We start from the raw sequence: 15,726 nt of genomic DNA on the forward strand, positions 1-15,726 counted from the left end.
AGCGCCAATAAAGCGCCAATAAAGCGCGGACTGGCGCGGATCAGCGCGGCGGCCCTTTTCGCGGTGACGCGACTGGACCCCAATAGAGACCGGTATGCGGGCGACTGCATGCCGTTTTTTTTTGCAGTGGCAGTGCGAATGGACGATCGATCAGGCGTCTCCTGCGCAGCCCTGGGCGGAGCCTTTCCTAAGCCGGGAAACTGGAAACGATGTCATCGGCACGCTGCGACGACCCCGCCAGCATCACGCAGTTTCTGCCGTTGGCTTTCGCGGCATAGAGCGCTGTATCGGCTCTCGCCATCACCGAGGCAACGGTATCGCCGTCACCGAATTCGTCGACGCCAGCGCTGAGTGTGCATGCGACGTCGCCGGTCGGAGCGCGCGCAACAGACGCCGCGACGAGTGCGCGCAACCGGTTCGTGAGACGGGCCGCCTCCTCTTTCCCGGTCAGTGGCAGCAGTAGCGCAAACTCTTCACCGCCGATGCGGCCAAGGACGTCGGTTTGCCGAATCTCGCGCAATATCGTCAAGGCAACATGCGCAAGAGCCTGGTCGCCGGCAGCATGCCCGTATCGGTCATTGATGCCCTTGAAGTTATCGATGTCCAGAATAGCGATGGACAGCTTCGACTTCGCCACCTTTGCCAACTCGAACAGCGACTCGGTCCTGGCGATGAACGCCCGCCGCCCGAGCGCGCCCGTCAGATCGTCGATGGTGGCGAGGCGCTCCATCCGCTCCGCCAGCCGGTCATGCGCCAGCATCACCATGCCAACCGACAGGCATGGCAAGGTCAGGATCGCCATGCCGAGAAACGCAACGTTCAGCGGCGTGTCCTCCAGAAATGTCGTTTCATGCGCCAGGCCGGATCCATATACGACACAACGGACTGCGTGGACGAGCGCACCCAACACCGAGGCCATAGCCACGAAGTGGTAGCCATATTTTGGTCTGCCCACCGGCCGGTAGCGCTGGACGACCCAGGCGATGGCGAATCGGACATAGGCGAGAAAGCCCGAGATCATCGCGCCCCGGGCACTGACGTCAGGCCGCACGTAGGTCCAATAGACGAGCCCAGCCAGGATCGCACAGAGCGCGCCGTATTCCCAGATAACCGATGGCGGCCGATGAAAGAATCGCCGGAAGCCGTGGATCGCGAGGAGGGAGGCCAGTAGCAGCAACGCGCTTGCGCCCAGGACGACGATATCCGACCGACGGAACAGAAGGAGCGTGGCCATGACGGCCAGCAGGCCACTTGCCGCACACCAATGGCGTATCCCCGGAACCTGAGCGCGAAACAGCGAGCCGAGAACGGCGACGCTCATCAGGCAGGACAGAATCGCAATGCCGATGAAAGCGTTCGGGATGGACATGGCAGCGTAACAATGGGTGTGATCCATGAAGGCTCCTGGCGCAACACCAAGTCGCGCCAGTTACATCCGCTGCCTTCGCGCAAAGCACATATCGTACCGGAAGAATTTTTCGCGCCAGTTCAAATCTCAACGATTTTCGCCCGACGGTTTCCTTTCGGCGTCGACGTAACGGGGCGGTCGCCACGCATAGCCGGATTTCGGCCTCATGCAACCTTCGCGTTACGGCGTGCTTGCGTCTATGCTTGACTCACTTGTTTGGCTGCCAGCAACGCCGACGAGGTCTTCTGCAGTCTTCAATAATCGCCCGCTCACCACGGGCAACCCAACAGGAGAAAACCAAATGTCACGATCCATCACGCGGCGCGCTTTCATGGTGTTCGGTGGTTTGGCCTTCGCGGGTACGCTGACCTTGGCGCAAGCGGCGCCCGTCTCGTTTGAGGTGCCTTTGACGGGCGCCCAACAGGTTCCGCCGGTGCAGACGCCGGGCAGCGGCAGCGCCAAGCTCACGTACGACCCCAGCACGCGGGTCGTCACCTGGAACATCAGCTTCAGCGGATTGACGAGTCCGACCACGATGGCGCATTTCCACGGACCCGCCCCGGCTGGTAAAAACGCTGGCGTAAAGGTCTGGCTGTCGCAGAAGGGCACCATGGAGGTGACGAGCCCGATCACCGGTCAGGCCACGCTATCTCCGGCCGACGCCAAGATGTTCGAAGCCGGTGACATGTACATCAACGTTCACACGAAGAACAATCCGGATGGCGAGATTCGCGGCCAGGTGACGCCGCCGAAGGGCAAATGAAGCAGGCACGGTAGCCGCGCCCGGAGAGCCGGTTTGCGTCAGGCTCAAAGATAAGCCGCGAGCAGCATCACCACGGCAACGCCGACGCCGAATGGCAGCAGCGCCAGCAGCGCTGGCGCCTGCCGCGGCGCGTCCACGGACGAGGGCAGCAGTTTGTAGCCGGTCAGCATCGGGCGCAACAGGTTGTGTCCCTTCGCTACCGCGTAGAGGGCGATCACGAGCACGTGCAGCACCACCGCGGCGAGCAGCACGTACCAGACAAGGCCGTGCAACGCCGAGATTGCGTTGGCGAGCCACGCGGGCACCAGTTCGCTAAACGGCCCTTCGTCGGCGATGTCGTTGTTGACGTAGAGCCCGCTCAGCGTCTCGGTCAGCAGCAAGACGAGCAGAAATAGAACCATCCAGCCGCCGGCCGCATTGTGACCGACCTGCACATCGGGCTCGCGATGAAACTGGCGGCGCAAATGATGAAGCGCGGCAGCGGGTGATGCCACGAAACTGCGAAAGCGGGCGGTCTCACTGCCAAAGCAGCCCCACAGCAGCCGGAAAATAACAAGGGCGAGCAGCGTCTCGCCGACGCGCACGTGCCAGTCGATCCAGTTCAGCTTCAACGTGACATACGCGGCCGTGACCAGCACGACCACCAGCCAGTGAAACAACCGCACCGGCGCGTCCCAGACAAGGACAGGGCGGGTTACGGGCTGGGTCGGCCGTGTGTCGGGTTCGTGAGCATCCATGTCTCGTACCTGCGTGCGCGATCGCGCTCGGACGAAAATCCGCGTGGCTCCTCGGCCACGCGGAAAATCGACTGAGCCGTGCTGGCAAACGAATTCAGTGTTTCGAGCGGGACCGGAAATTTCCCCACTCTATCCGGCGGGAGCTTAAATCCGATTGCCACTCGAAGAGCAGCTGGCGGCGGCGAGCGCGGTCGTTGGCGTCTGTTCAAGCCGATTGCCGCCCAGCGACTTGGCTCGATACAACGCCTGGTCGGCGGCTGAGAGCAGGTCGGTGAGGGAAGCCGTTCCGCGACTTGACTCGGCGAGTCCAATGCTGACGGTGGCGCGAATCCGGTCGCCGTCGGCGCGATGGGACATTGCGGCGAACCGGCTGACAACGGTCTCGCCTAGCTTTTTTGCGCGGTCGCTGTCGTAGCCCGGCAGCAGGGCGGCAAATTCTTCGCCGCCGATGCGTGCCAGAATCGCGTCTGTACCCGTCACGGCTCGAACGGTTTCCGCGAATGACCTCAAAACCTCGTCGCCGGTCTTGTGCCCAAAGTGGTCGTTGATTCTCTTGAAGTGATCGAGGTCGAACGCAAGAAGCGTGACGGGCAGTCGATTTATGCCGTGGTCGCTGATAACCCGCTCCCCCTCTTCGAAGAACAACTTTCGATTCCCGAGGCGAGTTAGGTAATCCGTGCGGGACTCCTGCAAAAGCTCACCATGAATTTCTTCCCGGGTCAGCCGGAGCAAGGTCATCGGCAAAATGACCGAGTAGAGAACCCCTTCGTACATCGTGATTTCGCTGGAGACAGCCAGCACGCGCGGCCCGAAGATTGGCACCAGCCATGGCAGCACGAAAGCCCGGGCGACGTAAAACAGCGCGTGGATGCCCGTTACCGCCACGGCGACGCGCCGGGATTGAACCGCCGGCATGCCGTCGCCTCGCAGCAGTTCGAGCGACGTCATGGCGGACGCCAGCGCGATCGGCATGGCGCTGACGTACATCCAGACGGCAGCCTGCCAACGCACGCCAGCCACGGCCCACGTGAGTCCCATCAGCAGAAGCAACCCGATCGAGCTCGCGAGATATCGCCGGCCGTTGAACATTGCCACACCGTCCAGGACGAGCAGATAGCCGGTGAGAATCACGAGATTACTCACTGCGGGGCCAGCTGCACCGAGCAGTTGAACCCGAAATGCAGCCGCCGCGCAACCGATTCCGAGGGTCGCATATCCGGCCGCCAGCATTCGTAATTCCTTGCCGCGCTTGGGATGGGACAGGTGTTCCCAATACATCATGGCGGAACTGGCAAACAAGGTTCCGATCACGAGAAGGTAAAGCGTGGATAGGTCGACTTTCATCGCTGACTCAGAGCGCGTCCCCGCTGCAACGGGGAAAAGGTTAGAGACTATATACGTGATAACGGCAAATGCCGCGCATCCTTGCGAAATGATATCGGAATGGGTCGTGGGAAGACTCGAAGCCGGGCGGTGGGCCTACGTCGTCGCGAAAGGTTGAGTCCATCGCGAGGCGCAGCAGCGCCAAATTGCTATTCTTCAGAGGCATAGACCGGTTCTTCAAGCGCACTCCCATGCGTGCCCGCGCGGAAAGGGGGATGTATGACGCGTCCTGCACTATCGCTGCTTTTCCTGTGCATTTCCGTTGCCGGTCTGTCTGCGACGCACCTTGCGTGCGCAGCAGGCGTTCTTCCGCAGGGCGGCCAATACGTTGCCGGGGCCGGCACCATCTCGAACCGTGGCAATGCGCTGCTGGTCACGCAGCCGGGTTCGACGCGCGGCGTGATCGATTGGGACAGCTTCTCTGTCGGAGCCCATAACCGCGTGACGTTCGACAACGGCTCCGGCGCGACCTTGAACAGGGTCACGGGCGGCTCGGCGTCGGCAATCCTCGGCAGACTCAGCGCAACGGGTGGACGTTTCGTCCCGTCTACGCTCGATGTCTGCAACTGTGCTTTCATCAAAGGCGACGCGCTCACGCTGTCGGGCGAGTCAAATGCGAGTGTGATCAACCTCGGCAAAATCAGTGACGTGCGTGACTAATCAAACGGAAGTTGGAACCAAATTCTAGCTTCCGCTGATTAGTTACCCCTGACAAATGAAGCAAAAGGCGGTCAAATTATCGCGGCCAGCGCACGGGCTGGCCAGTTGGGTTAGGCCCGCCCGCCCAACCCTCGCATCCGCCGTGCGAAATGGGCGCGCTCCGCATCGTCCATCAGCATGAGGAACTGATCCGCTTCCATATGAATCAGTTCTTCGTGATCGCCCGCCTCGAAGTAGACGTCGGGCTGGCCTGCCAGGCTGGATTCCAGGTAGGTTTTCATGCCATACGCCATACAAATTGGCGGCAGCGCACCCACATCGCAGTCCTTGAACAATTCGCGCAGTTCGACTTCCGTGGCTAGGGCGAGCCGGCGCCCTGTCTTGCTCCAGAGTTCGGAGAGCTGCACGGCGTAAGTTGACGGCAGCACGGCGGCCACGTAGCCGTGTTCGTCTTCGAGGAGCACGGTCTTGGCGAGGCGGTCGCCCGGAATGTGCGCCGCAGCAGCCGTTTCGATACTCGAGTGGCTGTATGGGTGACGCACGACTTCGTAGCGGGAACCCTTGCTGCGCAGGCAGTCCTGCAAGGTTGGCGACATCGACATGGCACACCTCCTGTCGAATACCTGAAAAGGAATGAACAATTGCGATCTTTTCAGAATAGTTCACGCACCGGCAATCCGCACGCCAGCTGAACGATTCCATCGAGCGATCGCGTCCACCGGTTGAATCCGCCGTTCCTCAGCTGACGTTGGTCGGCCGGTCCGGCGAACGACATCTTTGGTCCGTGCGAGGCACGGCGCCGCCGCGGACGGAAAAAGTTCGCAAGCTGTTGATCGTTAAGGAGCTGCGTTCTACCGTTCTCGCAGGTGCAGCCGATTTACAGGTAGCCTGCATTCGTCAACTTGACAACGCCCATCGTGAACCTCGAACGCAGCCACACCTTCTCCTTTAGCCCCGACGGCGAACATTTCCTGCTCGACGGCCTGCCGTTCCAGATTCGCAGCGGCGAGATGCATCCAGCCCGCATCCCGCGTGAGTACTGGCGACACCGGATCCGCATGGCAAGGGCGATGGGGATGAACTGCATCGCGTTGTACATCATGTGGAATTACCACGAGACGCATAGAGGCGTGTTCGACTTCCGCAGCGGGAATCGCGATATCGAGGCCTTCATCCGCCTATGCCAAGCCGAGGAGATGTGGGTGCTGTTGCGCCCCGGGCCTTACGTGTGCGCGGAGTGGGATCTGGGCGGCCTCCCTTCCTGGCTGTTGCGCGATCCGGACATCCAGTTGCGGACCGACTCGGCCACCGATCCTCGCTACATGGCGGCGGTGGCTCGCTATATCGACGAACTGGTTCCGCGTATCAAGCCATTGATGAGCGAGCACGGCGGACCGATCCTGATGATCCAGATCGAGAACGAATTCGGTTCGTATGCGAGCAATCCGGTTTACCTCGAAGAGCTCAGGCAGCTTTGGCTAGCAGGAGGCATAACCGGGCCGTTCTACACCGAAGACGGTCTCCCGCAACTCGAACGCAATCGCACCACGGTAACGGGCGGCGCGATCGCGCTGAGCAACGCCGACGCAGCGCAGATCGCAACCGTGCGCCGCGAATTCCCCTCGGTGCCCGCGATGGCTGGCGAGGTGTACCCTGGGTGGCTCACGCATTGGGGCGAAGCGGGGTTCGCGGGCGTGGACTACGACCTCTCCAGTACCTTGGCCGCGTTCATGCAGGCGCGGCTGTCGTTCAACCTGTATGTCATTCACGGCGGCACGAGCTTTGGCTTTTTTGCCGGCGCGAACGTGGACGCTTCAGGCAACTATCAGCCCGACATCACGAGCTACGACTACTGCGCGCCGATCAGCGAGCAAGGCATGGCGACGCCGAAGTACATCAAGTATCGAGACCTTATCGCCAGCTATCTGCCCGAACCCTTGCCAGCCATACCCGACGTCATCGCCACGCTTGACTGCGCAGGCGCTGAGGCCTTGATGCCAACGCTCTACGCCTCGATCTGGGACAACCTGCCCGCGGCACTGCCAAGCGAGCATGGCGTGAATCCGCAGTCGTTTGAACGCTACGGTCAGTCGTTCGGCTTCGTGCTGTATCGCAGGTCGTTGCCGGAGCACGCCCGCGGTGTGCTGGATATCAGCGCCGTTCATGACTATGCAACGGTTTTCCTTGGTGAACGGTACGCGGGCGGCGTATCTAGAGCGCAACTGCCGCAGGAGTACGCGCAGTCGCTCCAAATGATGCATCGCGCGCCGCTTGCCCTGCCTTCGGCGCGGCACAACCGCGGGTCGAACCCGGACGGCCAGGTCGCGCTGGAGATACTCGTCGAGGCCATGGGGCGCGTCAACTTCGGACCCGCGATCGTTGACCGTAAAGGTCTGCTCGAGCCGGTCACGATGAAACACGTCGACGGCTCGCTCGCGTTGCTCGAGGAATGGGACGTCTACCTGCTGCCGATGGATGAAACGTTTATCGCCAACCTCAATGAAGACTGCACGAACCCACGCAAACCCGGTCTCTTTTATAAGGCGAGCATGCTGCTGGCTGAAGTCGGCGACACCTGGCTCGACATGAGCAACTGGACCAAGGGTATCGTCTGGGTCAACGGCCACAATCTCGGACGCTACTGGAACATCGGCCCGCAAAGGCGCCTGTATTGTCCCGCGCCGTGGCTCGTGCAAGGTAACAACGAGGTGCTGGTCTTCGACCTCCATCAGATCGAGGCAAAGCCGATTCAACTGGCCGACAGGTTGTACTAGCGCATACGCCTCGTCCCCCTTCACCGCTTCGCGGCGGCAACCGGCAGCAGTTCGAGCGTGAGCACTTCGAACGGCGCCAGTTGCACTGCTTGCGACAGATCAGCGTCCAGTTGAGCGGGAATACCGGAATCCCCCGCACGCCCAACGCTGCGCGATTCGAATCGTGCCGCCGCGTGATCCGGCAGTTCCAGTTGGCGCCGCAGGTCGAGTGTGAAGCGTTGAGTGCGACTGTGAGGATTGCGCAGCGTCACGATCGCCTTGTGCGGCGCCCACGCTGCCCAACCATAGGCCGCTTGTTCGTCCGGTGCCCCGCCGATCCAATGACTGTCGCGAAGTATGTCGCCGTTTTCGCGCGCCCATTGGGCGGCGCGCGCAAGCACATCCCAGTCGTGCTCGCCCAGCAGCGCCGGCGTAATGTAGAGCTCCTGCAATTGCGTGCCGGTCCCGAAGTACGACCACACTTCGTTGGAGAACGCGTCGCCCGCTGACGCATTGAGGCGTGGATTGCACTGCGCGTAGAGGATGCCGTGCAGCATCAGCGAATTGAGTGGAAAGAGCGGACTGCGCTCCACGACGTTGTGATACGTCTGCGTGTCGCGGTATGTGATCCAGCGCTCGCGGTTCGTGCCGCTGCCCGCCAGGCCATCGTCGCTGCCGCCGCGCCAGATGGAGTCGACGTGGCGCAGCCAGAACGGCGACGGATGCGTACCTGTGGTGAGATTGATGAAGGTTTCGGGCTTGGCCGCGCGGATGTCGTCGATCAGTTGAATCGCCGCGTCCCAATCGCTGTCGAACAGGCTGCCGGGGAACACCTTGTCGGCATTGCCTGTGCCGTCGAACTTGAAATGATTGACGCCGCCCTTGTCGAGCAAGTCCATCACGACTTCATGAAAGCGCCGGTAATACGTCGGCCCCGATAATGCGAGACCGTTGTCGATGACCTCATAACCAGCGGCACGTCCTCGCGTCACGCGTTCCTGTTTCGGCGTACCGTAGCCGCCCCACGGGGAAAGCCATATGCCGGGAGCGGCGCCGAATCGCGCGGCGGCGTCGCGCAGCGGAACGAAGCCATGTGGAAATGCCTTGCTGAATTGCCAGCCGCCGCCAAGGTCGTCCCAGCCATCGTCGAACAGAAGCGAATCGATCTGCACCCCGCGCGCTGTGTGCAACTCGCGGCCGATTGTTTCGATGCGCTCGAGCGCCTGCTCCTGCGTGTACGGCGTGAGGTAGCCGATGTCGCCCCAGCTGTTGTAGTGCAGAAACGGGCGACACGGGTGAGCTCTTTCCCGCTCCAGATAGATGCCGAAGTCGCGCCGAACCTGGCCGTCGCTGGCTACACCTGCCACAGCGGAGTAGACCAGCGTCCTGTTTTTCTCCAGCGGTAACGCGCGATGCAGCATGAAGCTGAGGCTGTCGCCCTCCACTTGACTTGTCGCCAGCGGGTGCTCGAAGCCCAGATAGAAGTTGTCCGCAATGACCGGTGTGCCCTTCCGCTCACTACTGGCCCTGGCGCCTGGAGCGCGCGTCTTCAGCAATGAGACGGCAGCGATCGCTTCGTCCTGAAGAAGCGCGGTAATCGCCAGCTGGACGCGCAGATATCGTGACCCTTCGCGCTGCTCGACGCTCCATTGCACCTTGAGGCGTCCATGTGTATCTACCAGGGAGACGCTCGCGCGTCGCCCTGCGATTCGTTCGCCCAAGCGGGACGCATGCGGGTTGGGTTCGAGCGCAGCGTCGCTCACGGGCGCAACGACCCTCAGCTCGGCCAGGCCCATGGTGGTTCCGTCAGCGAGCAGGAGCGTGAACGGCGCGACGATGCGCAACCTGCGTTTGCGCTCGCAGTCGATCAGCGAGAAACCGGCGAGACGTTCGTCCTCGTTCGTCCAGCGCAATGCAATCGCGTCGTTGCCGAACGAGGAGACATGGCCCGTCGTCTGGAGCACGGGCATGCCAGTTTGCGTAGGCAAAGCATGGTTGGCGCGCATGGAGAAACCTGTCTCGGGCCAGAAGAAGAGATTTTCGCCGCCCCCGCGAATGGCGTCAGATAACGAACTGCGCCGTGGTGGAAGGCGCGAACAGTTCGTCGATAGTCATTAGCCGTTCGGAAAGCCCCTGCGTATGGTGGTAGCGCAAGAACGCGTTGAGCACCGCTTCGTTGCCGGGCACACCGTAGCGCCAAAAGTCTTTGCCAAGCACGGCGACGGTCTCTTCGTATTCACTTGCAAGCCAGGGCAACGTCGTCTTCAATGCGGCGAGTTCGCTCAGCTCGCGCTGTGCGTGGTTCTTCGCAAGAGTAAATGCTTTGAACACGCTCGCAGCCAACCAGGGATGACGCTCGACGAGCTCATTGCGAATGCCCACGACGTGCATGATCGGAAAGATGCCGGTTTTTGCATAGTACGACTTCTCGGTTGCGCGGAAGTCGGGAAAGAGACGCACGATGTCGGGATGGCCGTCGGTGAACGCGCTCGGGGCACGCGGCGCCACGATGCCGTCGATCCGTCCTTCGACGAGCCACTGGTTGAGCGTCGCATCCGACGGAATCGACTGGATGTCGATCCCCGCGTTGTTTTGCATCGCCACCTTTTCGTGGCGGCCCGGCGCTTCGACACCGCCCGTTCGCCAATGAATATCGGACGGTCGCACGCCGTATTCGTCCTCGAGAATGCCGCGGACCCAAACCGGCGCGGTCAGCTGGAACTCGGGCACGCCCAGTGTTTTGCCGATGAGGTCGCGTGGCGCCGTGATGCCGCGATCGCGTCGCACGTAAATCGCGGAGTGACGGAACATCCGCGAAAGGAACACCGGAATCGCCGTATAAGGCGACTTCCCGCGCGAGCGCAACATCGTGTAGCTGCTCAGCGATAGCTCCGCGACATCGAATTCGGACGACCGTAGTGCCCGAAAGAATGTCTCTTCGACCGGAAGGGACAGATAGTTCGGGTCGCAACCCTCGATCTCGATGCGGCCATCGAAGAGTGCGCGCGTGCGGTCGTAATCCCAGCACGCAATGGTGAGAGGCAGCTTCATTGTGTTCCTTTGATAGTTGAATGTTCTATACACCGGCCGGCTCAATGAGCGGCCGATCCGATCTGCGCGCGAGCAGGCTCGGTGGCCGTCGCGGGATGACGCGAGCGGTAGATGGCCAGCGCATAAATGCTGATCGCCGCGATAACCAACGGCGCGGCCACCGCGCCGAAAATCATCTTCGCTTCCCAGTGCGCGGCCAGCATCGCACCACCGATCATCGAGCCGACGATCGAGCCGACGCGTCCCATGCCCAACGTCCATGCCACCCCCGTCGCGCGGCTCGCGGTCGCGTAATAGCTTGCCGACAGAATGTTGGTGCCGGTCATGGTGCCGCCGGTGCCGACACCGGTAACGAAGAGCGCCAGCAAAGCCAGGCCGGGCACGCCGGAGAGATGACCGAACGATGCGAGGCTGATCGACGCACAGACGAACGCGCCGCACAGCACATATTGCGGGTTCATCCGATCCATCAGCACGCCGAGCAGAACCGCGCCAAGGCTGTTGCCGGTGAGATAGAGCGCCGTCATCAACGAAGCGTTATGGAACGACATGCCGCTTTGCTGGATCAGGATCGGCAGCCAGTTGCCGAGAAAATAGATGACGAGCAGCGCCATGAACGCTGTCGTCCAGAGCAGCAGCGTGCCGCCGCCGATACCGGGGCCCAGCAACTGCTTGAGCGGCAAGCCTTGCACGCGTCGCTCTTCAAGCGTGATCGTGACGTTCTCGAGATCCGCGTCGGGCGCGATCCTTTTCAGAATCGCGCGGGCCTGCGCCTGCTTGCCGCCGCGCGCGACCAGATAGCGCACGGATTCGGGCAACCAGCGGGCGAGCACCACGACAAGCAGGAGCGGAAGCACGCCGCCGAGCACGAGCATCGACCCCCACCCAAACGCGCCGATCATGCGCGACGCGAACAGGCCGCCCAGTGCGCCTCCCACCGCGATACCGCATCCGATCGGCGCAACCAGCGTCGAGCGCAGACGGTCGGGGCAATATTCGGCTGCGAGCGTGTACGCATTCGGCATCGCTCCGCCAAGCCCGAGGCCAGTCAGGAAGCGCAGCGCGATCAGCATGCCGATCGAGTCGGCCCGCGCGGACAGCAGGCTGAATAGCGCAAACACCGCGATGGATGCGATGAGCGTCGGCTTGCGTCCGAATCGATCCGCGACCGGACCGAAGATGAAAGAACCGAGCGTGAGGCCGAAGAGACCTGCGCCGAACATCGGCGCGAGCTGTGCGGGAGCCGCGCCAAAGTGAGCCTTCAACGCGGGCGCGATGTAACCGACAACCACCGTGTCGTAGCCATCGAGTACCAGAATTGAAAAGCAAAGCAGGAACGTGACCACCTGAAACCGCGATAACCGCCGTTCATTGATCAGATCCTGTAGGACCAGCGTGCCGGTATTGCCCCCGTAGCCTTCCGTATTCATCGTGTCTCCTTTTGCCGTTTGCGGCTCGTTTTAGTTGTTGCAGGCTTGTGTTGCGCGACAGCCATTTGACGGATGGTCTCCGAAATGCGGCGTCCGATATCGGCGAGCATCGTGCCTTCCTGCTGCACGCGCTGTGCGCTGTAATCGTCGAGCGAGCGAACCACGCTGATGCTTCCGGTCACCTTGCCATCCGCTGCGAAGACCGGCGCTGCGAGCGCGAACACCCCCTCGTCCACCTCGGCAAGCGCGAGTGCATAGCCCTGTTTGCGAATGCCGGCGAGCGCCTTTCGATATTCCGGCCAGCTGGCGCCGAGCGTGGGGGTTCGCGCCTCGTCCTGGTTCTCCAGGTACAGGCGCATCAATTGTCGGTCGGGCAGCCACGCGAGCACGGCGGTCGACGTCGCGCCACGCAGAAGCGGCATTGGGCATCCGCGTCGATAGCTCAAGTCCTTGTCGAGATGACCGTATTCGCCGATCGCGACGACACGGTCGCGGAAAAGCCGGCACAGATGCCACTTCTGCGCGGCGGCGAAGCGCGGCAGATCAGCTTCGAGGGTTTGCATCGCGACCAGCATGGGGTCCGATTCCTGCAACTGTCGATTGAGTTGGATGATGCGCGGCCCAAGGCTGTAACGGCCGGTCGCGACCGGTGCCAGCAGGCCCGAGGCTGAGAGTTCCCGGATGTACCGATAGACGGCTGATCGCGTGAACCCGAGCGCGTCAGCTAACTCGTCCGCGGACCAGACAGGGCTACTCTCGACGAACTGATCCAGTAGCGACAGCATGCGTTCCAAGCTCGAGTTCTTCCCTTGGGCGTCGTCGACTGGTTCGGTTTCGGGCAGGATCCGGGGGCGCTGGTTCACCATGCGAAATTTCATATATTTAGGAATTAGGCAATATTCCTGCATTATGGAAATAATGTTAATCGGGGGAATGCCTGGGTGATGACGCGCGATAAGCCGCTTCCGTACTGAGTGGATATCGTTGGGCAGCGGGGCAGTGTCACATCGAGCGGCGTCGACGAGACGTAGCAATTCGAAGGCTGACGTGGACCAATCGTGGTGGGGTACGGCTGTAGGCCTGATCGAACCCGGTCGCGAAACCTAACACTATGCGTGGCGTCTCAGAACAAAGTGATCTCTGGCCACGGGAAATCGCTGACGAGTTTTCTTGAGGTTTGTCCAACGCCTGCCCGCATGCGCCGTCAGGCGCGTGCGAGCCTGCGGACAGGGGCAGGCGTCGAACAAACCTCAAGAGTCGGTAGCTTCGCGCGTGTCGAGTCAGAGGATCACACTGCTGCCGCATCCACGATGCAGCGCATGAAATATTCGGAGGGTCGCGTCTGGATCGCACCAGCGCGCTGCATCAACTGCAGCTTCAGATCGCGTGTCGTTTCAACGAAGTCGAGCCTGCGGAACTGGCCTCGCACGTTGACAGCGCCGATCGCGTGCAATGACCACGCGATGACTGCGTCGAACGTTATCGCGAGACTATAAAGAAGCGCCTGCGACGTGCAGAGTGTCATTCGTTGCGGCGGCGGCAAGCCGTGCCGGCGAAACAACTCGGCAACGTAAATTGGGTACGCGCCGGTGGTATCGGAGTGCAGCCACTCGGCGTCACAAAGATCTGCCAGCGAGGTTGCTTGAGCCAGCAGACCATTTTGCCTTACCGCAAACGCCAGGGGATACACCGCGAGGTCAGTAACCTGCATAGCGGAATCAGAGAGGACCTCAGCTGACGTGCCCAACGCAAAATCGAGCGTCCCTTGGCGCAGGTTGTCGAGCAACCTCGTGGTCGTCTGCTCTAGGAATGTGACTCTGATCTGGGGCATATCCCTTCGAAACCGCTCATAGGCGCCCGGCAGCAGGGTGAGCGCAGTGATGGGCGTCACCCCGACCGTGATTTTCCCTTCCAGCGCGCCCTTTTCGATCGCCATCTGCTCCTCGGCGCGCTCCAGCTCGCCGACGATTAGCCGCGCGCGTCGCACTAGCGATTCACCGGTGGACGTCAACGTCACACCGGTAACGCTGCGGCCAAGCAAGGTGATCCCGATATCCGACTCGAGTTCGCGGATTGCCTTGGTGACTGCCGGCTGGCTGACGAATAGCGAACGGGCTGCGCCGGCGATGCTGCCCTGATCCGCGACCGCGACTAACGCACGAAGTTGATGGAGTTTCATCGATCTCTATTTCCAGGCGGAAAGCCATAACCAATGGTTATAGACATGAAAGTTTATCAGTTTTTTGTTTACCCCTGCCGCCATAGACTTCCCTTCGATCGCGGTGCAATTGTTGCCGGACGGTTATTCGACCTATTTGAGGAGGTAGCGTTGTCCCAGACTGTAGATATTTATCCCGAGATTCGCGAACATGCGGCGGAATTTGTCGAGTTGCGTCGGCGCATTCATTCCCATCCAGAAGTGGGTTTCGAAGAACTCGAGACAAGCCGGCTGGTTGCGCAGAAACTGCAAGCGTGGGGTTACGAGGTGACTGAAGGCGTGGGCGGCACTGGCCTGGTCGGACGCCTGAAGGTCGGCGATGGCTCGCGCAAGATTGGCATCCGCGCCGACATGGACGCGCTGCCCATCCTTGAGGACACCGGCCTGCCTTATGCGAGCAAGACGCACGGGAAGATGCATGCATGTGGTCACGACGGTCACACCGCAATCCTGCTCGCCGCCGCTCACTATCTGGCACGAACCCGGCGCTTCAACGGCACCTTGAACCTGATTTTTCAGCCCGCTGAAGAAGGTCTGGGTGGGGCGGTGCGCATGCTCGAGGACGGCCTCTTCGAACGGTTCCCGTGCGACGCGATATTTGCTCTCCACAACGCGCCGGGACTGCCGGTCGGGCAGTTTGTCGTGCAAAGCGGCGCGGTGGCTGCCTCCTCCGACACGGTGACGATCGTGCTGACGGGTAAGGGCTGCCACGGGGCCATGCCCCACTTCGGACGGGATCCTGTGGTTGCAGCCGCCAGCATCGTGATGGCGCTTCAGACCATCGTTTCACGCAACATTTCGACGGCGGACGCGGCGGTCGTAACCGTAGGCGCGATTTTGGCCGGTACGGCTCATAACGTCGTGCCGTCGACGGCCAGAATCCTCGTAACCGTGCGCGCGCGCAACAAGGAGGTGCAGGCGCTGATTGAATCCCGTCTGCGCGAGATCGTCGAATTCCAGGCTCGCAGCCTGGGCGTCACCGCGGAGATCGACTACAAACCAATTTCTCGCGTACTCGTGAATACGCCGCAAGAGACGGCATTGGCACGTGAAGCGGCTATCGCGGTGGTCGGTGCTGAGAATATTTTCCCGGCGCCGCCTGGGAGGATGGGCGGGGAGGACTTCTCCTGGATGCTCGAGAGAGTGCCCGGCTGCTACGTCGCGCTGGGCAACGGCGCGCAAGGCCACGGCAGTTGCATGCTTCACAACCCGGGCTATGACTTCAACGACGAAGCCCTGCCGATCGGCGCCAGCTATTGGGCCCGCTTAGTCGAGCAGTATCTGGCTGCGTGACGACAGCACCTATCTACTAATCATTTCGCG

Annotated in this window: 12 protein-coding genes and 1 pseudogene; 4 read left to right on the forward strand and 9 right to left on the reverse strand. The window is 61.6% G+C overall.

Annotation, left to right across the window (positions count from 1 at the left end; all coding sequences use genetic code 11):
• Positions 1-187 precede the first annotated feature (187 nt).
• Positions 188-1,396, reverse strand: a complete 1,209-nt coding sequence (locus OKW44_RS14665) for a GGDEF domain-containing protein (RefSeq protein ID WP_018423653.1) — start codon at positions 1,394-1,396, stop codon at positions 188-190.
• Positions 1,397-1,709: 313 nt separating this feature from the next.
• On the opposite strand from OKW44_RS14665, the gene OKW44_RS14670 reads away from it, so the two are divergent.
• Complete coding sequence (locus tag OKW44_RS14670) at positions 1,710-2,171, forward strand: CHRD domain-containing protein (protein WP_026226383.1); 462 nt, start codon at positions 1,710-1,712, stop codon at positions 2,169-2,171.
• A 44-nt stretch (positions 2,172-2,215) separates the two neighbouring features.
• Here OKW44_RS14670 and OKW44_RS14675 read toward each other — a convergent pair whose 3' ends face one another.
• Positions 2,216-2,908, reverse strand: a complete 693-nt coding sequence (locus OKW44_RS14675; protein ID WP_026226382.1) for a cytochrome b/b6 domain-containing protein — start codon at positions 2,906-2,908, stop codon at positions 2,216-2,218.
• A 144-nt stretch (positions 2,909-3,052) separates the two neighbouring features.
• Complete coding sequence (locus tag OKW44_RS14680; RefSeq protein ID WP_035471718.1) at positions 3,053-4,252, reverse strand: GGDEF domain-containing protein; 1,200 nt, start codon at positions 4,250-4,252, stop codon at positions 3,053-3,055.
• 258 nt (positions 4,253-4,510) lie between these two features.
• Between OKW44_RS14680 and OKW44_RS14685 the strand changes: the two are divergent.
• Positions 4,511-4,936 (forward strand): annotated as a pseudogene (locus OKW44_RS14685) (two-partner secretion domain-containing protein); the annotation flags it as partial.
• Between the two features lie 125 nt (positions 4,937-5,061).
• Here the strand turns inward: OKW44_RS14685 and OKW44_RS14690 are convergent.
• On the reverse strand, positions 5,062-5,553 hold the full coding sequence (locus tag OKW44_RS14690) for an aminoacyl-tRNA deacylase (protein WP_018423648.1): 492 nt from the start codon (positions 5,551-5,553) through the stop codon (positions 5,062-5,064).
• Between the two features lie 300 nt (positions 5,554-5,853).
• On the opposite strand from OKW44_RS14690, the gene OKW44_RS14695 reads away from it, so the two are divergent.
• Positions 5,854-7,725, forward strand: coding sequence for a beta-galactosidase (locus OKW44_RS14695; RefSeq protein WP_018423647.1), 1,872 nt, complete (start codon positions 5,854-5,856; stop codon positions 7,723-7,725).
• A gap of 20 nt (positions 7,726-7,745) precedes the next feature.
• Here the strand turns inward: OKW44_RS14695 and OKW44_RS14700 are convergent, their stop codons facing one another.
• From OKW44_RS14700 to OKW44_RS14720, 5 genes are all read right to left on the reverse strand, one after another.
• Positions 7,746-9,710: a hypothetical protein gene (locus OKW44_RS14700; RefSeq protein ID WP_026226381.1), complete on the reverse strand. Its 1,965-nt coding sequence runs from the start codon at positions 9,708-9,710 to the stop codon at positions 7,746-7,748.
• Between the two features lie 55 nt (positions 9,711-9,765).
• Positions 9,766-10,755 (reverse strand): substrate-binding domain-containing protein, encoded by a 990-nt coding sequence (locus OKW44_RS14705; protein ID WP_018423645.1) that lies wholly within the window; start codon positions 10,753-10,755, stop codon positions 9,766-9,768.
• 41 nt (positions 10,756-10,796) lie between these two features.
• The gene (locus OKW44_RS14710) at positions 10,797-12,185 is read right to left on the reverse strand and encodes an MFS transporter (RefSeq protein ID WP_018423644.1); all 1,389 of its coding nucleotides are present in this window, start codon (positions 12,183-12,185) and stop codon (positions 10,797-10,799) included.
• The gene (locus tag OKW44_RS14715) at positions 12,182-13,093 is read right to left on the reverse strand and encodes an IclR family transcriptional regulator (RefSeq protein WP_429410449.1); all 912 of its coding nucleotides are present in this window, start codon (positions 13,091-13,093) and stop codon (positions 12,182-12,184) included. The genes OKW44_RS14710 and OKW44_RS14715 overlap by 4 nt, the downstream gene beginning before the upstream one ends.
• 380 nt (positions 13,094-13,473) lie before the next feature.
• Positions 13,474-14,364 carry a LysR substrate-binding domain-containing protein gene (locus tag OKW44_RS14720; RefSeq protein WP_018423642.1) on the reverse strand — a complete coding sequence of 297 codons (891 nt, stop codon included), beginning with the start codon at positions 14,362-14,364 and terminating at the stop codon, positions 13,474-13,476.
• Positions 14,365-14,409: 45 nt separating this feature from the next.
• Here OKW44_RS14720 and OKW44_RS14725 point away from each other — a divergent pair, with 45 nt between their 5' ends.
• Positions 14,410-15,696 carry a M20 aminoacylase family protein gene (locus OKW44_RS14725; protein ID WP_084754344.1) on the forward strand — a complete coding sequence of 429 codons (1,287 nt, stop codon included), beginning with the start codon at positions 14,410-14,412 and terminating at the stop codon, positions 15,694-15,696.
• Positions 15,697-15,726: the final 30 nt, after the last annotated feature.

This window comes from Paraburkholderia lebeckiae (assembly GCF_050436325.1).
GTDB classification, from domain to species: Bacteria; Pseudomonadota; Gammaproteobacteria; order Burkholderiales; family Burkholderiaceae; genus Paraburkholderia; species Paraburkholderia tuberum.